The sequence below is a fragment of the Mammaliicoccus sp. J-M40 genome (assembly GCF_022386395.1).
Lineage (GTDB): Bacteria > Bacillota > Bacilli > Staphylococcales > Staphylococcaceae > Mammaliicoccus > Mammaliicoccus lentus.
Genome location: NZ_JAJNIQ010000003.1, coordinates 90,915 through 111,222 on the forward strand (window position 1 = coordinate 90,915; position 20,308 = coordinate 111,222).

Annotated in this window: 23 protein-coding genes and 1 riboswitch; of the genes, 6 read left to right on the top strand and 17 right to left on the bottom strand. The window is 31.4% G+C overall.

Translation table 11 applies throughout. The features are described from left to right. Positions 1-141: 141 nt before the first annotated feature. On the bottom strand, positions 142-342 hold the full coding sequence (locus tag LQ688_RS04965; protein WP_016998994.1) for a cold-shock protein: 201 nt from the start codon (positions 340-342) through the stop codon (positions 142-144). Positions 343-535: 193 nt separating this feature from the next. Beyond that, positions 536-1,222 (bottom strand): 2,3-diphosphoglycerate-dependent phosphoglycerate mutase, encoded by a 687-nt coding sequence (locus tag LQ688_RS04970; protein ID WP_016998993.1) that lies wholly within the window; start codon positions 1,220-1,222, stop codon positions 536-538. Between the two features lie 189 nt (positions 1,223-1,411). Between LQ688_RS04970 and LQ688_RS04975 the strand changes: the two genes are divergently transcribed. Further along, on the top strand, positions 1,412-1,798 hold the full coding sequence (locus tag LQ688_RS04975) for a CidA/LrgA family holin-like protein (protein WP_064205324.1): 387 nt from the start codon (positions 1,412-1,414) through the stop codon (positions 1,796-1,798). After that, positions 1,795-2,478, top strand: coding sequence for an LrgB family protein (locus LQ688_RS04980; protein ID WP_064205325.1), 684 nt, complete (start codon positions 1,795-1,797; stop codon positions 2,476-2,478). Before LQ688_RS04975 ends, LQ688_RS04980 begins: the two co-directional genes overlap by 4 nt. Positions 2,479-2,705: 227 nt before the next feature. Here the strand turns inward: LQ688_RS04980 and hxlB are convergent, their stop codons facing one another. Both hxlB and hxlA read right to left on the bottom strand, forming a co-directional pair. Further along, positions 2,706-3,245, bottom strand: a complete 540-nt coding sequence (gene hxlB, locus LQ688_RS04985) for a 6-phospho-3-hexuloisomerase (RefSeq protein WP_016998990.1) — start codon at positions 3,243-3,245, stop codon at positions 2,706-2,708. After that, the gene (gene hxlA / locus LQ688_RS04990) at positions 3,232-3,879 is read right to left on the bottom strand and encodes a 3-hexulose-6-phosphate synthase (protein WP_239724105.1); all 648 of its coding nucleotides are present in this window, start codon (positions 3,877-3,879) and stop codon (positions 3,232-3,234) included. Before hxlA ends, hxlB begins: the two co-directional genes overlap by 14 nt. A 112-nt stretch (positions 3,880-3,991) precedes the next feature. On the opposite strand from hxlA, the gene LQ688_RS04995 reads away from it, so the two are divergent. After that, positions 3,992-4,348 carry a winged helix-turn-helix transcriptional regulator gene (locus LQ688_RS04995; RefSeq protein WP_064211761.1) on the top strand — a complete coding sequence of 119 codons (357 nt, stop codon included), beginning with the start codon at positions 3,992-3,994 and terminating at the stop codon, positions 4,346-4,348. A 58-nt stretch (positions 4,349-4,406) separates the two neighbouring features. Then, positions 4,407-4,961, top strand: a complete 555-nt coding sequence (locus tag LQ688_RS05000) for a DUF4256 domain-containing protein (RefSeq protein WP_174700873.1) — start codon at positions 4,407-4,409, stop codon at positions 4,959-4,961. 65 nt (positions 4,962-5,026) lie between these two features. On the opposite strand, the gene LQ688_RS05005 is transcribed toward LQ688_RS05000, so the two are convergent. The 4 genes from LQ688_RS05005 to LQ688_RS05020 all read right to left on the bottom strand — a co-directional run bounded on the left by LQ688_RS05005 (position 5,027) and on the right by LQ688_RS05020 (position 9,011). After that, positions 5,027-5,845 carry an alpha/beta hydrolase gene (locus LQ688_RS05005; RefSeq protein ID WP_064211763.1) on the bottom strand — a complete coding sequence of 273 codons (819 nt, stop codon included), beginning with the start codon at positions 5,843-5,845 and terminating at the stop codon, positions 5,027-5,029. A gap of 98 nt (positions 5,846-5,943) precedes the next feature. Further along, positions 5,944-6,258 (bottom strand): hypothetical protein, encoded by a 315-nt coding sequence (locus LQ688_RS05010; RefSeq protein WP_135032180.1) that lies wholly within the window; start codon positions 6,256-6,258, stop codon positions 5,944-5,946. A 1,277-nt stretch (positions 6,259-7,535) separates the two neighbouring features. Continuing rightward, positions 7,536-7,916, bottom strand: a complete 381-nt coding sequence (locus LQ688_RS05015; protein ID WP_103269026.1) for a (deoxy)nucleoside triphosphate pyrophosphohydrolase — start codon at positions 7,914-7,916, stop codon at positions 7,536-7,538. 60 nt (positions 7,917-7,976) lie between these two features. Beyond that, on the bottom strand, positions 7,977-9,011 hold the full coding sequence (locus LQ688_RS05020; protein ID WP_237687911.1) for an HNH endonuclease: 1,035 nt from the start codon (positions 9,009-9,011) through the stop codon (positions 7,977-7,979). A gap of 178 nt (positions 9,012-9,189) precedes the next feature. On the opposite strand from LQ688_RS05020, the gene LQ688_RS05025 reads away from it, so the two are divergent. After that, positions 9,190-9,717: an HdeD family acid-resistance protein gene (locus LQ688_RS05025; RefSeq protein WP_064211766.1), complete on the top strand. Its 528-nt coding sequence runs from the start codon at positions 9,190-9,192 to the stop codon at positions 9,715-9,717. 54 nt (positions 9,718-9,771) lie between these two features. On the opposite strand, the gene LQ688_RS05030 is transcribed toward LQ688_RS05025, so the two are convergent. The 9 genes from LQ688_RS05030 to isdC all read right to left on the bottom strand — a co-directional run bounded on the left by LQ688_RS05030 (position 9,772) and on the right by isdC (position 18,312). Then, positions 9,772-10,122: a hypothetical protein gene (locus tag LQ688_RS05030; protein ID WP_070045053.1), complete on the bottom strand. Its 351-nt coding sequence runs from the start codon at positions 10,120-10,122 to the stop codon at positions 9,772-9,774. Positions 10,123-10,262: 140 nt separating this feature from the next. Next, a protein-coding gene (locus tag LQ688_RS05035) for an IS3 family transposase (protein ID WP_148125798.1) occupies positions 10,263-11,404 on the bottom strand; the annotation gives its coding sequence in 2 pieces (ribosomal slippage) (positions 10,263-11,134 and positions 11,134-11,404; 1,143 coding nt in all). A gap of 104 nt (positions 11,405-11,508) precedes the next feature. After that, positions 11,509-11,844, bottom strand: coding sequence for an antibiotic biosynthesis monooxygenase (locus tag LQ688_RS05040; protein ID WP_135021682.1), 336 nt, complete (start codon positions 11,842-11,844; stop codon positions 11,509-11,511). Between the two features lie 27 nt (positions 11,845-11,871). After that, positions 11,872-12,591: a class B sortase gene (gene srtB, locus LQ688_RS05045; RefSeq protein WP_239724103.1), complete on the bottom strand. Its 720-nt coding sequence runs from the start codon at positions 12,589-12,591 to the stop codon at positions 11,872-11,874. Beyond that, the gene (locus tag LQ688_RS05050) at positions 12,575-13,363 is read right to left on the bottom strand and encodes an ABC transporter ATP-binding protein (RefSeq protein ID WP_016999522.1); all 789 of its coding nucleotides are present in this window, start codon (positions 13,361-13,363) and stop codon (positions 12,575-12,577) included. The genes srtB and LQ688_RS05050 overlap by 17 nt, the downstream gene beginning before the upstream one ends. After that, on the bottom strand, positions 13,344-14,318 hold the full coding sequence (locus LQ688_RS05055) for a FecCD family ABC transporter permease (RefSeq protein ID WP_135021680.1): 975 nt from the start codon (positions 14,316-14,318) through the stop codon (positions 13,344-13,346). Before LQ688_RS05055 ends, LQ688_RS05050 begins: the two co-directional genes overlap by 20 nt. Before the next feature lie 12 nt (positions 14,319-14,330). Next, positions 14,331-15,209 (bottom strand): heme ABC transporter substrate-binding protein IsdE, encoded by an 879-nt coding sequence (gene isdE / locus LQ688_RS05060; protein WP_135021678.1) that lies wholly within the window; start codon positions 15,207-15,209, stop codon positions 14,331-14,333. Continuing rightward, a complete protein-coding gene (locus tag LQ688_RS05065) occupies positions 15,206-17,605 on the bottom strand; it encodes an NEAT domain-containing protein (RefSeq protein ID WP_239752659.1) in 2,400 nt (799 codons plus the stop codon). Before LQ688_RS05065 ends, isdE begins: the two co-directional genes overlap by 4 nt. Next, on the bottom strand, positions 17,605-18,312 hold the full coding sequence (isdC, locus tag LQ688_RS05070; RefSeq protein ID WP_135021674.1) for a heme uptake protein IsdC: 708 nt from the start codon (positions 18,310-18,312) through the stop codon (positions 17,605-17,607). Before isdC ends, LQ688_RS05065 begins: the two co-directional genes overlap by 1 nt. Positions 18,313-18,617: 305 nt before the next feature. On the opposite strand from isdC, the gene LQ688_RS05075 reads away from it, so the two are divergent. After that, the gene (locus tag LQ688_RS05075) at positions 18,618-20,132 is read left to right on the top strand and encodes an AbgT family transporter (protein ID WP_239724098.1); all 1,515 of its coding nucleotides are present in this window, start codon (positions 18,618-18,620) and stop codon (positions 20,130-20,132) included. 63 nt (positions 20,133-20,195) lie between these two features. After that, positions 20,196-20,305, top strand: a riboswitch (TPP riboswitch). The last annotated feature ends 3 nt before the right edge of the window (positions 20,306-20,308 follow it).

The window sequence follows — 20,308 nt, forward strand, 5'->3', positions numbered from 1 at the left end:
ATCATTAAATATGTAATATTACCATTATAAAGGGTGATTAACTTTCTTATAAAAACAAAAAAGCATGAAACCATCATAATTGATGATTTCATGCTTTATATTTAGAACGATAACGTCCCAAACAGATCATTAACAGAAATATTAGTTTTTGTTAACGTTAACTGCTTGAGGTCCACGTTGACCTTCTTCGATATCGAAAGTAACTGATGCACCTTCGTCTAATGATTTGTATCCTTCAGTTTGGATTGAAGAGAAATGTACGAAAACGTCGCTTCCGTTTTCTCCTTCGATAAATCCGTAACCTTTTTCTGCGTTAAACCATTTTACTGTACCTTTATTCATATAAAAGTCCTCCTAGTGCTTATGCACAATATATTTGCAATAATCAATCTTCAAACTTAAATGGACTTTCATTAACAATGAATAAAACTACCAATTAATTTAATCTCGAAATATCACTTGTCTATTACTATACGCTACATATTATGAAAAGTAAAGCTTTTTGTTAAATTAAACTTTTATTTCCCTTTTATCTCTATAAATAGTATTTATCAATGACTTTCAATTCATCATCTAATTCATAGATAAGTGGCGCGCCAGTTTTAATTTCTAACTCTGATATTTCATCATCAGGTATATCTTCTAAATATTTAATCAATGCACGCAGTGAATTACCATGGGCTGAAACAAGTGTCGTTTGACCATTAACGAGACTCGTTGAGACGTGGTCAATCCAGAACGGAATCACTCTATCTAAAGTGTCTTTTAAACTTTCTGATAGTGGCATTACTCTACGATCTAACATTGCATACCTTCTATCGTTTAAATATTCTTCTTGCAACGCTTTATCAGCTTCAGGTGGTTTTGTATCATAAGAACGTCTCCATATATGTACTTGTTCTTCACCAAATTCTTCTCTTGCTTCGTCTTTATTTTTACCTTGCAAGCCACCATAGTGACGTTCATTTAAACGCCAAGTTTTATAAACGGGAATCCATAATTGATGAGAGTGTTTCAACAATAAATAAGTTGTTTCAATCGCTCTTGTTAACAATGAAGTATAGACAACATCTATTTCTATTTCTTGTTTTAATAATTTTTCCCCTGACAATTTCGCTTCGTTAAATCCTTGCTCAGATAGTCCTACGTCAGCCCAACCAGTAAACAAGTTTTTCTTATTCCAATCACTTTGTCCATGTCGACATAATATTAATTTTGGCATTTCTCTCACTCCAATTTTTTCTATTAGTTTATTCTATTGAAACACTATTTCTTATTTTTTTAAAATAATAAGATAGACTTAATTTATAAAAATACCATTTTAAAAATAACCAATGCATTCTATAATTGAATGATATATGACAAACACAAAGTACTATATTAAATACTTTTTATAAGGATATGAATAAACATGATTTTAAAGTCCATTAAAGTAATACTTCAATTATGCTTAATATATTTGATTACCTTATGTGGAAATTGGATTCAAGAAACATTACACATACCAGTTGCAGGAAGCATTATAGGCCTAGCTCTCTTTTTCTTATTATTACAATTTAAAATCATCAAGACAGAGTGGATATCTAGTGGTGCCAATTTATTATTAGGTACGATGATTTTCTTTTTCATACCTTCTATAGTTGGTGCTATGGATTTAGCTGAACAATTCAATTCGAAATACATAGCATTAATCATATTAATTATTGCGAGTACATGTATCGTTGCTCTCACTTCAGGTTATGTGGCAGAAAAAATGTTAAAATCCGCTCATAAAAAGGAAGGTGACAACATTCAATGATGATTAAAACAATATCAATGATTGTCTTAACTTTACTCATGTACTTACTGGCAATATTCATACAGAAAAAGTTGAAAATAGCGATATTACACCCAGCGCTAGTATCATCAATTGCTATTATTTGCGTACTGCTCATTCTTGGCTATGACTATGATGATTATATGGTTGGAGGACATTGGATTTATGACTTCTTAAACTGTACAGTCGTGTGTCTAGCCTACCCTTTATATTTATATCGAGATATGATTGTAAAACATTTCAGAGTAATATTAACGAGTGTACTTGTTGGTATATTAACTAATATTGTATTAGTTTTTACAACCCTTAAAATACTCGGTTATTCTAAAGAAATGATTGCATCATTATTGCCGAGATCAATAACAGCTGCAGTTGGTATCCAAGTTTCAGAACAAATTGGAGGCGTTGATACTTTAACAGTATTATTCATCATGTTAACTGGACTTATCGGCAGTATGCTTGGACATTACTTAGTTAGACTAGCAAATTTTCAAACTTCCATTGCAAAAGGTCTTACATTTGGAAATGCATCACACGCTATAGGAACAGCTAAAATATTAGAAACTGATATTGAATCAGCAGCATTCAGCTCTATCGGAATGATACTAACAGCGCTATTAAGTTCTGTTATATTACCATTATTCATATTGTTTATATATTAAGAAGTAATATAAGAAAAAGAACTTGGTATATAATCTACAATTTTGTTAGTGCATGCTTGCCTAAGGGCATGGTTCAAGCCTGTAGTCTCTCACTCATACTACTCCCTCGGGCTTCAGCACTTTACAAAATCGTGGAACATACTCTCTTCTTATCTTTATAAATAATAAGCTACTCTCGCTTATATAACACAAAATCCGAGACAATTGTTATGTCTCGGATTTTTTACCTATTCTAAATTCGCATGATTATTTTGCATTGTTGTTTCGGATACGTTTATTTCTTTCATTAATTCCATAATGATACTATCTAAAAATATTTGACTGCTTTGTTCAAACAAACTTCCTAACGGTTGTTCAGAGCCTTTTTCGTCATATTTAGTACCTGCTGGTAGTGTAATGACTTCTTTTGATAATTCAGCGATTTTTGACTCGCTTTGAGTTGATATTAAGATAATGTTTGCTTTAGCTTGGTTTGCTATTTCAGATAAAAGTTGTAAATGCGCTGTTTTACCTGATCCAGAAACAATTAATAAGAGATCATCTTCTTGAATAGATGGTGTTGTTGTCTCTCCTACAACATAGCTACGTTTACCTAATTGGTTTAAACGCATTGCAAAACTATTCGCAACAAATGAAGAGCGTCCTTTTGCTGCAACAAAGATTGCATTCGCTTTTAAGATTTCGTCTAAAAACTTTATATTCTTTTGCTCATCCACTTTATTGAGTGTATGTTCAATTTCACTAAGAATCAGTTTATATTGTGACATCTTGTTTGCCATCCACAATATTTCTACACGTTTTAGCTGCTTCTACAGGATCTTCAGCATTAGCAATTCCGCCACCTACGATAACTAAATCTGGGCCTTCATCTACAACTGATTGAATCGTTTCTGGTTTTATACCACCTGCTACCGCAAGTTTAGAGTTTTTAATAACTGATTTAACAGTACGTAAACTCTCTAATGGAGATACACCTTCTGCTTGTAAATCGTAACCTGTATGAACAGCGATATAGTCAGCGCCTAATTCGTCTAGTTCTTTCGCACGTTTTTCTAGATCTTGGACAGCAATCATATCAACTAACAGTTCTTTGCCACTTTTATGAGCTTCTTCGATTGCAGCTTTAATAGAAGCATCTTCAGAAACTCCTAAAATCGTTACAATATCAGCACCATATTTGACTGCTTGGCTTACTTCATAACCAGCTGCGTCCATAATTTTTAAATCTGCTAATACTTGTGCTTTTTTAACAGATTGGCTCATTAATTCAACTGCACCTAACCCTTCATTAATAACAATTGGTGTACCGATTTCTACAACATCTACATATTCCTCGACTTGTTGAGCTAATTTAGCTGCTTCTTCTTTATTTAATAAATCTATCGCTAATTGTAATTTCATATTTTGTTTATCTCCTTAATATATATTAACTTGCACTTACAATCATGATACAATGGTTAAAAATAAGCAATACTGACAAATATGTCACTTAGTGAAGAAATGGGGTTATATCATGCTTTTGATTAACTATAAAGAAACAGAATATTATAATTCGAAAGACCTGGCACTATCGGTAATTGGAGGACGTTGGAAGATACCTATCATTTGGCATTTACTTCAAGAATCACCACTTAGATTAAATCAATTAGAAAAAAGATTACCTGATATTAATCAACGAATGCTCATACGACAACTTAGAGAACTAGAAAATGATCACATTGTACATCGAGAAGTTTACCCGGTTGTACCACCTAAAGTAGAGTACAGTTTAACTTCAATAGGAAAAGACTTAGAAGCGGTTGTCAACGGTATTTGTGACTGGGGTGACGAGTATTTGGCGTTTTTAAAAGAAAATCATGAAAACGAATAACATATTACTTTAAATAACATTCGTTTCTGGTAAACTATTACAAAAAGGAGCTATGACTATGTCATCAAACAAACTATCGCAAGAAGAACAACAACAACTTATTACTACTTTAAAAGAAAGATTTGAAAAATTTACAGAAAGACACGAAGGTATTAACTGGTCAGATGTAGAAGAAAGACTACTTAATAATTCTGAGCTATTATGGTCACTTAATGAAATGGAAAGAACTGAAGGTGAACCTGATGTTATCGGAATAGAAGATGGAAAATATCTTTTTGTAGACTGTTCAAAAGAGAGCCCTAAAGGACGTAGAAGTGTTTGTTATGACAGAGAAGCATTAGAATCAAGAAAGAAGCATAAGCCCGAAACAAGCGCTATTGATTTAGTAAATGAAATGAAAGTATCTTTATTAACAGAATCACAATACCGTCATCTTCAAACGTTAGGAGAATTCGATAAGAAATCTTCTAGTTGGATTGAGACACCAGATAAAATTAGAAATCTGGGAGGCGCACTATTTTGTGACCGTCGCTATGATACAGTATTTACATATCATAATGGTGCAGAATCATACTATGGAGCAAGAGGATTCAGAAGCATGTTGAGAGTATAAATAAAGAGGATGAGACATGTGTTTATGTCTCATCCTCTTTATTTATTGGATTCCATACATTTATTTTACTCATCTTCATCATGTTCAAGTTCCATTATCCAACTACTTATTAAATGTGAGAAAGTGAAAAATTTTGTATTTTCATGAAATATCTCATGTTCGAACTTAGGGAAGATATGCAACGATTTATGTTCTGAGCCGATTTCTCTATATAAATCAATTGAATCTTCTGGTGATACTGCTCCATCATTTTTTCCGTGGAGTATCATGATAGGGTCAACAAAGTCTTTAGCGTGTTCTTTTAAGTATTCGACTCCTTCCAGTAAGCTGTGCACTAAGCCTCCTGAAATATGTTTTTTAATTAGTGCATCAATTTTATATTCTTCAACAACTGATGCTTTACTGCATAATCCTTCTCCTATTTCATTAGGGAAGTATTCTTCTGGTCCTAATGACTCAGCACCCTCAAATAATTTCGTATGGTACCTAGTTAGCGCACCACTTGTAATATATCCATCTACGGTCCCTGGATACTTAGTGCCATACAGTGTTACTGCAAATCCGCCCATACTATGACCAATTAAATAAATTTTAGGTCCTATGTTTTCTTTCACATAGTCTACAACAGCTTTAACGTCCTCAATAATTTCTTCATAAGAACCATAGTAAGTATCTTTTCCTTCAGAATGCCCATGTCCTCTATGATCAAACCTTACAATGTTACTACCAAACATATTTAATTCATCTACAAACTCATCATAACGTTCAGCATATTCAGCTAAACCATGCACAATAATAATTGTTGAATCATGCTCCTCTGAACGATTTACCTTAGTATATAATTTTGTTCCATCCTTAGATTCTACATAAGTAATATATGACATAAAATCACTCCTTTTATTCATTGTATCTTATATATAACTTGATGTTAATTTTTCACAAAAAAGTTTGAAACAAAAATCTATTACCCTGACAAAGATAATTAGAATTGAAAAAAATAATCTAGATATAAACAAATTTGATTCACTTTATATTCTCTAGCATTATCAGCAGTCGATGATTGTTTAAAAATAATTAATGATTCTAATTCCTTCCCTTTAAAAATCTTTATATACACATTATTAATAAACTGTTCAGGATAAAGATAGTCTTCGTAAAAACAATCATTTAAATTTGCTTTCAACACTGTTAAGTCATAACAATCAATCACATTATACATTCGTTTCCTAACAATCCCCTTTTTACCATTTGTACAAAAGCCTTCAATATCTGTAATTTCAAAAGATAATTTAACCACTATTAACATCCTCCAAATAAAAAAGCGTGTCCTCTGTTAAAACAGAAAACACGCCCTCTTCCCATATACTACTAAGTCTCCTATCACGAAAAAATCGCGATGATATATGCTACAACATAATAAATTAATATATTTTTATTGATTAATAATAATTATCTTAATCATTTTTGTCCCATCAACTTCTAAGAACTTACCAACTTTAAATAATTTAATATAAAAGTATCGATCATTTATACAAAAATAAAACATCACAAATTCAAAAGCGACCAAATAAAATAGTTTTAGTCAGACATGATTTTTAAATTGTTCAGAAATCCAATAATATAGTTTTGTAACCACACAATTCTATAAAGAAGAAATGAACACGATAACCTTTAAATATTATATTTAATTAAAATTATAAGAACTATGGAAAGAAAATGAGAAGAACAAAATATGCAACCTAGTCAAAAGAGTATGGTTTAGAACTTGTATGTTTATTGCCTAAATATACAAGCTTCATAATTACTGTAAAGACTAGAATTTACAGTAGAAGCGAGAACTTAATATAACCTTTACTAATAAAGCAATTAAGAGCTGAACTTTGAACGATCATTTAAAAAATCATTAAAACTTACAGAAAAGATTTATAAGTATATTAACAACAATTAAACGATAAATTATATAATCATCATCACGATATCTTAACAATCATTATATAAACAATTACAAAATTCAGTGTATAAATGTTTATTCATTCCCCTTAAATAGAGGTTCAGTGAGGTTACACTTAATATTATATATAATCTCTTTTTGATGTCAATACATTTATTTAATTTTTTTATAGAATTTTTAATAAAATCTATATGCTCAAATATCGAAAAAATAACCATCTTTTTCAACAGAAATATCATATTACAATCGTCAAAAAAGAAGGTACAATTCTAGAAACCAAATAGAAATGTACCTTCTCTTCAAACTACCTTTTACTTACCCTCTCAGTTTGAAATAATCATCAAAAATACCTGGAAAATAATAAATAATGTTACAAAACAATCATACAATGAAATATATTTCAGTAAACAGAATACCAATAGCCTCCGGATAACTCTTAGATTACTGTTTACACTTATATTATATAAATCAAAAATTCAATGTCAATTATTTTTTATAAAAGTAACATAGAATATTTGTAAATATTAAAATTTTGATTGTATGAATATAAGCGCTATATTTTCGAACTTTATAAAATTATTTAAAGACTAATATAAAACTCTCAATTTTTAATATGATGCTTTCTATAACCAATTTAAAATTGGTATGTCCGCGGGAGCAAGTTTTAAATTAGTTAAGTTTTGTTTATTTAACCATTTACTGTCCTGGTGCTCTATTAAATTAAATTTTCCTTCCTCTAAATTACATAAATACACATTCAGAATGACTCTACCGAACTCGTACTCATACATTGTAGTTCCTAAGAATTTTTTTATATTGCAATTAGCATTTAATTCCTCTTTTATTTCTCTTTTTAATGCTAATTCTGCAGTTTCATTTATTTCTATTTTACCTCCTGGAAACTCCCAATAGCCGGCCAATGATTTATTTTCTGCTCTTTGACAGCATAGGTATTCCTTATGTTCATTTTGAATAACCGCTGCAACTACTTGAATTTCTTTCATGTTATATCTCCAAATCAAAAAATTTTGTAAATGAACTATTCAGCATTTTTCAATGTTGTATTAAATTTCTGTTCTATATTTTTGTGGCCTTTTGTTGACACTTTCTATTAATTTTTCTTTATCAATAGGGTCTTCTAGCATATGGATTTTTGCATGACAATTTGGGCATACCGCTACGCAATTATCTATTGTATCGCTACCGCCTTTTGCTAAATATTCTATGTGGTGAACATGCAAAAATGGCACATTATCAACATTGAAAGGTGCTTTTTCTTCACATAACGTGCATCTTCCATTTGCTAAATACTTTACGATATCTCTAATCTCTTTACTTCTATCGTAATAATTTATCCTAACTTGTCTATGAAATGGTTTTGAACTCCCTATTTGATTTGATTCTTCTTTATTTAATTCACTAGCATCTTTAGCTTTTTTTAACAAATCTTCTATATTGTTTTCTTTTTTATTTTTCCTTGACCTTTCCTCTTTATTATTCTCTATCGTTTCTAGTGGCGGTGCATAAGCTTTATTCTTTAATACAATTGGAAATTTAATAACTGACCTAGCTTCTTTATCAACGTCTCTTTCAAGTATATAAAAAGGTTCTATTTTTTCACTTAATTCAACAGGTCCAGCATATATGTAATGACCCGCTTTAAATGATTCAAATAAATATAGATTTACGTAATTAGACTTATAATTTTTCAAAACTCTATTTTGCCCTTTTTCTATATCTTGATCTCCTTCTCTACCTTCTCCTGTATAATAAAATATATCTCCTTCCCATTTATTATCATATATGTCCTCTCTCTTTATATTTCTTGAAACAATAACTAATGAGTTGGTTCTATGTGATCTATTTAATCCTTTTTGTAATGAACATTTAAATGCATCAGCAACATCTTCCCCTTTATATTCCTCTCCTATTTTCAAATTATTAATTTTATCTTGGTTTAAATTATTTCTAAATTCCACTACTTTTTCTAAATCAAATTCTTGATAATTATCATCTATAGATGGAATTCCATTATCTATCAGATAATTAAAATCCTGTGAACTCATCTCTAAAGTTTTAAGTAATTCACTTTTTTTCATTTTATATCGTCTCTCTTTTTAAGATATTTTAAGTAAATCTTATCATTTAATGTAATTATTTTCATTGTTATTATTAAATTATTTAAATAATCAAAAATTTACATAGTTCCCCACTTCCTCTCCGCCCTCTTTACAGTTAAAATATACTTACACTACTTTTTTCAAAGGAGGGTTCGGTTTGGCTAATCAAAATAGTAAGTTTAGATGGCCAAGTTTTGTGATTGGTGGGATTTTCTTAATCATTGGTATTGTTATTTTTAGTTATCCTGTTGAGAATTTCTACGCGATTACTTGGTTAATTGGTTTATTCTCTTTAATCAGTGGTATTTTAGAGATTGTGTTCAGACGTGCTAATAAGAAGGTTATGGGAGTTCCTAGTGGTTGGACATTCGTTTTGGGTATTATTAACATTGTTTTCGGACTTGTTGTGATGTTCAATTCTGCTGAGAGTTCTGTATTTTTAATTTATATTTTCGCGGTTTGGTTCATGATTAATAACGTGATTGCTATCTTTACAGTTACACCTGCTGAAAGATCTAATGGCATGTTCCATTTATTATCTATTATTTTAAATGTGCTTGGTATTTTAATAGCTATAGTATTGTTATTCAATCCTTTACTAGCAGCAGTGTTTATTTCATTCATGATTGGATTCATGTTTGCTCTGTTTGGTGTGTTTTACGTTATTGATGCTTTATCGTCTTAACTGTAAAAAAATTTAGATATATCTAACAAAAGAAGCGGCTTTTCGCCGCTTCTTTTAATTTATAGATTCTTTCTGTTTTCTGTCATATTTCATATACAGCACTATGGCTAACAATAATATAAACACGATATACAATGTAGTTGTATATATATTAGCCCACCCCAATGCTTTGATTAGCACATAAACTAGATTTCCTCCTATAAATAACATTACGCTTATATACAGCCCTTTACATCGCTTATAAAAAGGCACCTTTTCTCTATCTGAAAAGTAACGCACAATGAGCCCTATACTGAAAAATACCAAGGTAAAAATTCCAGTTATATCATTCTGTGATATCCATAATATTAACCCATAAATAATATTTAATCCTACAATTCCTGATATGACCCAAAAGTCTTTCATACTCATTCCTCGCAATTTTAGTTATTCTATATTATTCGGTATCTAATTTCTTTTTCACATTATCATATTTTTCAAACAAAAACAGCATGACTTTGAGGCACTGCACCCTTACTAAGGGAGCTCAATAAAAACACTATTTTCTAGGCTGCTAATTTCCTATATTCTATAGGGGATAAGTAGCCTAGTTTTTGTTGAATTCTAATTTTATTATAGTTTTCAATGTAATTTTCGACAATATCTATTACAATGGTATTAGAGCTTCTAAGCTCACTGTTTAAGTAGAATGTTTCACACTTTATAGAGGCATGAAAACATTCTATTGGGGCATTATCAGCTGGCGTTCCCTTACGGGACATGCTTCTGGTAATGCCTTTTTCTGTACATAGGGCATAGTATTCATAAGAAGTATACACACTTCCTTGATCACTATGTAATATAGTACCTGGTTCCAATTGAAGTTGTTTTAATGTCTCATTTACTAATTCTTGATTTTGTTTATTACCGATTTTATATGCCACAATTTCACCATTGTAAGCATCCATGATAGATGAAAGATACAACATTGTATTCCCGAAGGGTAAATAAGTGATATCTGTTAAAAGTACTTCTAAAGGTTTCTCTGCTTTGAAGTTTCTATTTAATAGATTATGTGTCTTATAATATGCATTCCCTGGTCTTTTCGATTTCTTCACGCGTACTTTACAATTTAAATTATGTTTTTGCATAATCCTTTGTACTTTTTTGTGATTAATTGGTTTATTATTTTTTCTATTTAATAAGGCAGTTATTTTTCTATAGCCATACGTAAAACGATGTTTCTTACATAATTCTATAATTTCACGTTCATCCTCAGATATACTGAAATCTTTGTTTTTCCATCTGTAATAATTTGATTTTGGAATATCTAAAGTTTCTAAAATGAGTTTTACTGTATATTTAGATTTTAATTCATTTACTAATTCAACAACTACTTCTGGGACCACTTCCTTTCCAATTCCTTGTACTTTTTTAAAATTTCATTTTCTACTTCTTTGCGCTTTAATTGAAATTTGAGCGATTCAACAGTACTTAACTCTTCTATACCTTTTCCATAGGAATATTGTTTACCCACTTGTTGATTAAACCTATGTGTTTCACCATCTCTATACCATTTCCACCACTTATTAACTTGAGATTCATTTTTAATATTTAAAGTATCCATTATTTCTCTTGTGCTAAATCCTTTGAGTTTCATTTCTACTACTTTATATTTTGTTTCAACTGAATATGCCACTCTTTTCATAGAAAAAACACCTCCGTATAAATTCATTTTAATATGAATTCAACGAAAGTGTTTTTATTTTACTCCCACATCATGGGGTTAGTGCATTGATGTCATGCTGTTTTTTATTGTGCTACTTTATCGTTCGAATAATGGTATCCAATTTTATATGTTGTGACTGAGTTTTCTAATATAGGGCTTGTTTCGTCATCTGACTGGTGACGTACGTTTTTGTGTGCTTCTTTGAAAACATCTGATACTAGCCAGTTTTTAAAATTTTGTTCATCTTCCCATAGTGTTAAGATTTTAACTTCGTCGAATTCTTTTAAGTTATTTGTTTTTGTAACAAACATTTCTTTGAATCCTTCGATTGTTTCGATTCCTTGTCTCATATAAAATCTTTCGATTGTCTCTTCTGCTGTGCCTTTGTCTAGTTTTAATTTATTTTCTGCCATAAACATAATAATTACCCCTTTATATTTGTATTTTTATATTTCGACTAATTTCGCTACAACCACAATGCGTCCTGATGATAGTGAATATGCATCCTCACATGTAGACAGGGTTACGATTTTATCATTTTTATTGATTTCTGTTGTTGTTGATATTTCCGATTTTTTTAGTGTTTCTTCTAAGAACTTTTCGTATTGTTTGCTTGATGAAAAGTCTGTTTGAATGTAATCATCTTCTGTTGTTGTTTCGTATGCACTGATAACTTCTAGTTGATACTTTCCGTATTTCGTATCATATTGCATCGTTTTGTGTTGATCATAAAATGATTGATCTAAATATTTTTCAACTGTATCGAACATCGTATCGTCCCCAACATGATGACCATATATAACTGTGTTCATTTTTTCATGTTTTGATGAATTACGATAATCCATAAAGATACTACCTTTTCTGCTATATTGATTTTCAAAATCTTTTTTTAAGTAGTCTTCATTATCTTTAGATTGTAATATTGGATAGTTTAATGTTGTTGCATCTAAATGTATCCAACCAATTATGTCTGGATTGACTGCATCTAGTTGTTTAAATTGTGGACGTACTGTTTTATTCGAGGACACTTGAGTATATTTTTGTTGTAAACTGACATATCTTTCTTCGGTTTTTTTATCTTCTACTTTATTGTGGTATATCGTATAACCTGACCAAACAATCACACCTATTAAAGCTATTTGTATAAGTCTAATGATTATTTTCATATGCTAGTTTGCCCTTTCTTTTACATATAAATACGCCACATTCTGGGTCTTTAATGACCTTAGCTTTAATACCATATACAGATTCAATGAGTGATTCCGTTACGATTTCTTCTGGTGGACCTTGTATCAGTTGTTGTTTATTAATGCATATGATTTCATCACTATATTCTATCGCTTGATTAATATCATGCAATACCATAATGATGGTCATATTATAAGTTTCTTTGAGTGAACGTACGATATCTAATACTTGGTATTGATAATATAAATCAAGATATGTTGTCGGTTCGTCTAATAACATGTACTTTGGTTCTTGAGCAAGTGACATAGCAATATATACACGTTGTAACTCCCCACCAGATAATGCTTGTATCGGTGTATCTTGATAGTGCATTAAGTCGAGTTGTTGTAAAACTTTATCGATTACTTCTTCTTGTCTTGAATCTTTTTTTAAAAGTGATTGATAACTGTATCTGCCACATTTAACAACTTCTCTTACTGTAAAATCATCTGGTGCAGTACTTTTTTGATGTACAGTCGCCAAATGTCTCGCAAGTTCTTTTTTATTAAATGATGATAGTAATTTTTGATTAAGATAAACTAATCCTTCAGTAGGCTTTAAGTTGTTGGATAATATTTGTAATAGCGTTGATTTACCAGCCCCATTTGGACCAACAATTGTTGTGATGGCATGTTTTTTAAACTGTATATTTAAATTTTCGAACAGATTTTGATGCTCTGAATACTGAAATTTAACGTTCTCTATTTGCATTGCCATACGCTCCTTTACAAATTAGGTAAATCAAACAAGGTCCACCTATTACAGTTGTGATAATGCTAGCGGATATTTCTAATGGTGGCGCTATGGATCTCCCTAATGTATCTGCTAACAATACAATCCATGCTCCAAACACCATTGAAATTGGTATAACTTTTTTATAATTACTTCCCACTAACCTTCTCACGATATGCGGTACAATTAATCCTACAAATGCTAATTGACCAACAATAGCAGTAGCACTACTTGCAAGAAATACTGCTACCAAGCCAATGATTAGACGATATTTTGTAATATTAAATCCTATGTTGTTTGCTTGCTTATCATCGAACGATAGTAAATTAACTTTTTCTGCTAACATGTAGGCAATAGTCAGCCCTACAATTGAAAATGCTACGATTATGTATACATCCTGCCATACTTTCATAGTAAATCCTGTAGGCAATTGCATCACTGGACTCATCGAGAATAGTTCTAATACACCGTTTAGCATGGCATATATCGCTACCCCAACAAGAATAAGACGTATAGGTGTAATGTGATATCTAGATACTAATAAGAATAAAACTAAAAATGGTATTAACCCACCTATAAATATAAATATTGGCAAGAAGAAATATAAACTTGGTAAAAATATGAGTATGACACCTCGTGCAACAAGTGCACCAGATGTCACACCAATAATATTCGCTTCTGCTAGTGGATTCTGTAATACCGCCTGTAATAAAGCACCAGACACACTGAGAACAGCACCTACAAATATTGCAATGATGATACGAGGCATACGTAAATCGATAACTGCATCTACTTTTGGTTCGTTACCTGTTGTAATTTTCGTGATGAGTTGCTCTACACTCAAAGGCAATTTACCAGTTACTAATGATATATACGTTGTAACGATAAGCATTAATAACAATATCCAAAATACAAGATGCGAATATTTTTTCATGCTTTAACCTCTTTACTTATTATAAAAAATGTCATAAAGCTGAATCATTGCATCATCAGCTTTAATACTGGCTGTAATGCCAAATGGTATTTCTTCTAAGTCATAAACTTTATCATGCTTGACTGCATCAAAATGTTTCCAAATATCATTCGTTTCAAATTCCTTTTTAAACATTTCTTTCACTTGGTCAGGAAAACCATGTGGTAAACGTAAAATAATATCAGGATTGACGTTATATAATTCTTCAGTATTAGATGCTAAATAGCCTCTTGATTCATCTTGAATAACATTTTCTCCTCCAGCAATTTTAACTAAATCACCAATGTAAGATTTTTCTGTTGCCACAAGATAACTTCCAGGCACACCCATTAGAATTAATACTTTCGGACGTTTTTTACCTTGAATTTTTGCAGTAATTTCTGCTTCAGCATCTTCAAATTTCTTATTCAATGCTTTAGCTTCTTTCTTACGATTAAAAGTTTCGCCCATTTCTGTGATGGATTTTTTCATACCATTTAGGCTATCGTAATCGTAATAAGTCCCTTCCATATTGAGCTGCTTATAAAATGGCTCCATCTCTGATTTAATTGTTGTAACAGTTAAAACATGAGTTGGGTTTAATGATTTAACAACTTCAACATTTGGTTTTTTTGGTTGCCCTACTTCTGGGACATCTTTATATCGCTTAGGTAGATCTTTATAACTCGTCGGTTTACCTACGATATCAAGGTCAAGAGCATCTAATGTTTCAGTTAATGCGACTGTAGTTGGCACAATGCGAAAATCATCATTTCCTTGTTTACTTTCTGTTGGCTTTTCTAAACTGAAGTTACAAGCTGAAAGTAAACAAATACAAGCTAGTAAAACACTCAATAATGACTTTAATTTCATTTCGTAGCACGCTTTCTAGCAATGAAAAATGATCCTGCTAATAATAGTACTGCTCCACCAAAAATAAGTGCGTAAGTCATGATATCTTCATTGCTACTTGTAGATGGATTGATGAGTTTCATGTTATTAGCACCATCTTTAGAACTGCCATCTGCATTACGATCAAACGCTGGGTTTGATTTATCAGTTGCACTTGTAGCGCTATTATCTGAACTTGCATTTGAAGCTGTTCCTGACATTGCATTTGTTCCAGTATTACTAGAACTTAAACCACCATCATTTGTACTTGAACCACTATCAGTCGTACCATTAGAACCACCTGTTGTATTTCCATTATCAGATTGACTTGATCCACCAGTGTTACTGTCAGATGATTCTGCTTCATTATTTTGTCCACTTGTTGCACCTTTGCCATTTGTCACTTCTTTATCAAACACAATGCGTGTTGTGTAATGATTATCGTAATTAATAGCTGGTACAATAATGTGAACTTTAGACGTTAATTCCTTTAAGTTATTCGGTTCTATAAAACGAATAACTTTTGTATCAGCTGACTTATCTTCTGACACAGTTTCTACATTAATTCTCTTACCATTGTCATATAAATCAAATGACTTCCAATATGACGCACTCTTTAGAGTTATTTCTACATAACGCTTACCGTCTTTTTCAACAATACGAGCTGGTTTTACCATATATTGGTCCATATAAGATATTTCATTTGATTTTTCTTTATAGACTTTATAATCTCTTGTAATTTGACCTGATTCAGCTTTTGGTTTCTTTGTCGTATCTGACTTTTGATGTGATTGTTCCATACTTGTACCTGTGTTAGACTCTGAAGGTTTAGTTGTAGGGTTATCTGTTTCATTACTATCTTCTGCTTTACTTCCATCAGGTTTAGGAACTGCTGAATCAAATTTAATCTCTGTTGTATACTTATTATCATAACCTATTGCTGATACAACAATATGAACTTTAGAAGTTAAAGATTTTGTACCTGGCTTAGCCTCAAATTTAATGACTTTAGTATCTGTAGATTTATCTTCAGAAACCGTTTGAACATTCAATTTTTTGTTGCCGTCATACAAGTCAAATGACTTCCAATACGATGCATTCTTCAACGTTAATTGTAAGTACGTTTTACCATTCTCATGTAACACTTGAGCTGGTTTTACCATATATTGGTCCATATAAGATATTTCGCTTGAACCTTCTTTATATACGTTGTACCCTAGCGTTGAAGTTGCCTTTTCTTGATTAGTTGAACCGTGGTTGGACCCAGTTGGTTTTTTAACTTCGTTAGGAATTGGCACTTCTTCTTTTGTTATTGGTTTGTTATCATCTTCAGATGGTTGTTCTGGCTTGTTTATAGAAGGTTTATCAGTACTTGGTTCCTCTGTACTTGGTTCTTCTGTACTTGGCTCTTCTGTACTCGGCTCTTCCGTACTTGGCTCTTCCGTACTTGGCTCTTCCGTACTTGGCTCTTCAATTTTAATCTGTGTACCATGCTTCATTATTCCAAATCCAGGTGCATTAATGCTCACTTTTGCATCATAAACATATTGATTATCTACTAAAGGAAACATGACTACTTTCTTATTACCGTCAACTGAAATAGGAGTTACTCGTTGATAATTATCACCAATTTTCACTTGGAAATCTGTCCAAAATTGTTGACTTGTAATTGTTGTCACAAACATTTTTTGACCGTTTACGTTTGCTATTTTACCTGGCTTTTCCATCTGTCTATCCATCGATGAAGTATTTGAACCATCTTCTTTAAGAACAGTAAAATTACGTTCTTCAGCTGATGATAAATCTACATTTAAATCTGTATAATCTTCTAGATAGTTTTTATCTTCAGAATCTTCTGGTTCCTCTGGACTTGGTTGCTCCGTACTTGTTGGAGCTTCAGGTATTGCTTCTTTAAAATTCACATAAGTTGTGTATTTATTATCATAATTAACAGCTGGTACAACAATGTGTACTTTAGAAGTTAGCTTTTTAGTTCCAGGTTTAACTTTGAACTTTATAACTTTTGTATCTGAATCTTTATCTTCACTTACTGTTTGAACATCAATAGGGTCTGCACCATCTAATAATTCGAATGATTTCCAATATGAAGCACTTTTTAATGTCATCTCAACATAAGTTTCACCATTTTCAAATGAAACTTTTGCTGGTTTTTCCATATATTGGTCCATATAAGAAACTTCATCTGATGTATCTTTGCTTACAGTGTAATCAATCGTTATATTCTCTTTTTCTGACGTTGTTGTTTCCGCTGCTTTAGCTTTGTTCACAGCTGTATGGCTTTGCGGCTCATATGATGTATAAGAAAACGTTGAGAATATTAATGAAAAAGCTAATAGTGACTTAACACCTTTCTTCATTAATTATGACCTCGTTTCATTTTTCTACTAAACACAAACGTTACGACAAGGATTAATCCTGCGAAAATTGGAAGGGTAAAGATTACTGCAGGTGTTCCAGCGCTTGTTTGTGGGTTCTTCACATCTTTAGTTGTAGATGCTGTAGTAGTTCCCGTTGAATTACTATTTTTATCTGTAGATTTGCTTGTTGCTGTTCCTGATGTTGAGTCATCTTTCTTTGCAGGTGTTGTAGTTGCTTGACCTTGATCACTGCTTGCACCAGATGGTTCTTTGACATCAAATATGATTTTATATTTATTGTCATATAAGAATGGTTTGCCATCTACTTCTTCATTAATGTAAACAGTAATAGTGCCATTAATTTTGCCTGAAGATGATTTAACTTTGAAGTTTGATGTTCTCACATCCCCTGATTTATCCTCGCTTACTACTTCTTCTGATGAACCATCTACCGTTATGCCTTTAATCCAGTGACTGTGATTCATCGTCAACTGTAAATGTTTCTCGCCATTTTTGACTACAAGTTTCCCTGGCTTATTAAAATAATCATTTGCAATCGACACATCTGAAGTACCATCCTTTAGGACAGTATAATCCACGTCATAAGTACCATCTTTCGTATCAGCAAATGCCTTTGTACTTAAAACTGTCGATATCATTAGTAAAGCTATAAGACAAAAACTTAAAACTTTCTTTGTGAATTGCATAATATACCTCCTTTTTTTAATTTTATAAAACTTACCTTCCAACCTTTAATTTAATTGATAATGATTATCAATGTCAAGGTAATTTTTTATTATTTTTGTTTTTATTCATGTTCAATCATATAATTTTTTTGTAAAAGTTAATTTTTTAACCTTTTTTACATATTTATACAAATTTAAATTTTAAAGTTGATAATTCTTTAACATGGCTAAATATTTTTCCTATCATGCACTATATAAATGTTACTAACACTGGTATAATAATGCCTTGTTAGAATTTTCTGATTTTATAGATAAGGAGTGATAGAATGGCCGTTTTTCGGAATATATTCTTGAGAATTATAGATAGAGTAGAAAAAGTTGGCAATAGATTACCCGATCCGAGTATTTTATTCTTCAGCTTGTGTTTAATAATGTTACTACTTTCTTCATTATTATCTGTTTTAAATGTAACAGCTACAGACCCTACCAATGGTAAGACGATACATATTACAAATTTACTTAGCGTTTCAGGCATTCAAAAAATTCTTTCTGAAACAATTACAAACTTTGCAACATTCCCTGCTTTAGGCATGGTTCTTGTTGTAATGATAGGTATGGGAATTGCTGAGAAAACAGGATATTTCGAACATTTACTTAATAGCGTTGTTGATAAAACACCTCAAAAGTTTGTTATACCTTTTTTAATTTTTATATCTATTTTGGGAAATGCTGCTGGTGGTGTGGCACCAATGATTATGCCTGTCTTAACAGCAGTTATATTTATAAAGATGGGTTATCATCCTATTGCAGGTTTAGTGATTAGTTATGCTGCAGTAGAAGTTGGTTATGGAGCTAATTTATTAATCGGTTTAGATGATGCTCTAGCATTTTCATTTACTCAATCTGCATTAAAATTATTCTCTGGGGAAGCGTCTATTAATATTGCAATGAACTGGTATTTCACAGCTATTTCAACATTTCTTTTAACCCCTATCATTTTCTATGTAGCTAAGAAGTTTACGATTCCTAGTTTTCAAAATAGCCAAATTGATAAATTGCATGTTGAGTCTGTAAAAACATTCAACCAACGTGCGAAAAAAGCATTAACATATGCGAATATTTCAGTCATTGTATTTTTATTATTTATTGTTGTTATACTTATACCTCAAAATAGTATTTTAAGAAATAATGATACAGGCAGTATTTTAGTTGAGTCTCCATTAATGGATGGCTTTGGAGTCATTCTTCTTCTAGTCTTTATTATTCCTGGTTTAGTATATGGATATATGAGTCGCAGTATTGTGTCTACAAAAGATATAGGCAGATTAATGACAAATAGCATGTCAGATATGGGTAGTTTTATTATAGTTATCTTCTTTGCAGCTCAATTATTAGCTTATTTTGATTGGAGTAATATTGGCAAAGTGATGGCTATTAATGGGGCAGAATTGTTAAAAAACCAAAACGGCGTTATTTTGATTATTGGGTTGATTATATTAACGTCTGTTATTAATATCTTTATGGGTAGCGCTTCAGCAAAATGGGCTATATTAGCACCAATTTTTATACCGATGTTTGCTACATTAGGCTATCATCCGGCATTTACACAAATGGTTTATCGTATAGGCGATTCTATTACAAACCCTATTACGCCAATGATTCCGTATTTACCATTCTTATTAACCATTGCACAAAGGTATGATAAAAATATTAAACTCGGTACTTTAATCGCACACTTATTACCTTACAGTATTATTATCGGTGTCGTTTGGACCATAATCATGCTTATATGGTTCTTATTAGGCCTTCCAGTAGGACCTGGAGGACCAGTTAAATTATAATTTTTATTTATTCAATTTGAATAATTTCCATTTTAATTGTACAATGACATTAATAATTAAATAAATGACCACTGGAAGTGCCTTTATCAAAGGCTGAGACTGAAGTAGTGACTTTAGGATTCCCAGAACCTGATCCAGTTCGTACTGGCGTAGGAAAGTGGCGTACCTATTGAAGC

What these genes read in the sequence shown, in the direction of transcription:
- LQ688_RS04965 (WP_016998994.1), bottom strand. Translation starts at nt 342, where the DNA reads ATGAATAAAGGTACAGTAAAATGGTTTAACGCAGAAAAAGGTTACGGA.
- LQ688_RS04970 (WP_016998993.1), bottom strand. Translation starts at nt 1,222, where the DNA reads ATGCCAAAATTAATATTATGTCGACATGGACAAAGTGATTGGAATAAG.
- LQ688_RS04975 (WP_064205324.1), top strand. Translation starts at nt 1,412, where the DNA reads ATGATTTTAAAGTCCATTAAAGTAATACTTCAATTATGCTTAATATAT.
- LQ688_RS04980 (WP_064205325.1), top strand. Translation starts at nt 1,795, where the DNA reads ATGATGATTAAAACAATATCAATGATTGTCTTAACTTTACTCATGTAC.
- hxlB (WP_016998990.1), bottom strand. Translation starts at nt 3,245, where the DNA reads ATGTCACAATATAAACTGATTCTTAGTGAAATTGAACATACACTCAAT.
- hxlA (WP_239724105.1), bottom strand. Translation starts at nt 3,879, where the DNA reads ATGAAATTACAATTAGCGATAGATTTATTAAATAAAGAAGAAGCAGCT.
- LQ688_RS04995 (WP_064211761.1), top strand. Translation starts at nt 3,992, where the DNA reads ATGCTTTTGATTAACTATAAAGAAACAGAATATTATAATTCGAAAGAC.
- LQ688_RS05000 (WP_174700873.1), top strand. Translation starts at nt 4,407, where the DNA reads ATGTCATCAAACAAACTATCGCAAGAAGAACAACAACAACTTATTACT.
- LQ688_RS05005 (WP_064211763.1), bottom strand. Translation starts at nt 5,845, where the DNA reads ATGTCATATATTACTTATGTAGAATCTAAGGATGGAACAAAATTATAT.
- LQ688_RS05015 (WP_103269026.1), bottom strand. Translation starts at nt 7,916, where the DNA reads ATGAAAGAAATTCAAGTAGTTGCAGCGGTTATTCAAAATGAACATAAG.
- LQ688_RS05020 (WP_237687911.1), bottom strand. Translation starts at nt 9,011, where the DNA reads ATGAAAAAAAGTGAATTACTTAAAACTTTAGAGATGAGTTCACAGGAT.
- LQ688_RS05030 (WP_070045053.1), bottom strand. Translation starts at nt 10,122, where the DNA reads ATGAAAGACTTTTGGGTCATATCAGGAATTGTAGGATTAAATATTATT.
- LQ688_RS05040 (WP_135021682.1), bottom strand. Translation starts at nt 11,844, where the DNA reads ATGTTTATGGCAGAAAATAAATTAAAACTAGACAAAGGCACAGCAGAA.
- srtB (WP_239724103.1), bottom strand. Translation starts at nt 12,591, where the DNA reads ATGAAAATAATCATTAGACTTATACAAATAGCTTTAATAGGTGTGATT.
- LQ688_RS05050 (WP_016999522.1), bottom strand. Translation starts at nt 13,363, where the DNA reads ATGCAAATAGAGAACGTTAAATTTCAGTATTCAGAGCATCAAAATCTG.
- LQ688_RS05055 (WP_135021680.1), bottom strand. Translation starts at nt 14,318, where the DNA reads ATGAAAAAATATTCGCATCTTGTATTTTGGATATTGTTATTAATGCTT.
- isdE (WP_135021678.1), bottom strand. Translation starts at nt 15,209, where the DNA reads ATGAAATTAAAGTCATTATTGAGTGTTTTACTAGCTTGTATTTGTTTA.
- LQ688_RS05065 (WP_239752659.1), bottom strand. Translation starts at nt 17,605, where the DNA reads ATGAAGAAAGGTGTTAAGTCACTATTAGCTTTTTCATTAATATTCTCA.
- isdC (WP_135021674.1), bottom strand. Translation starts at nt 18,312, where the DNA reads ATGCAATTCACAAAGAAAGTTTTAAGTTTTTGTCTTATAGCTTTACTA.
- LQ688_RS05075 (WP_239724098.1), top strand. Translation starts at nt 18,618, where the DNA reads ATGGCCGTTTTTCGGAATATATTCTTGAGAATTATAGATAGAGTAGAA.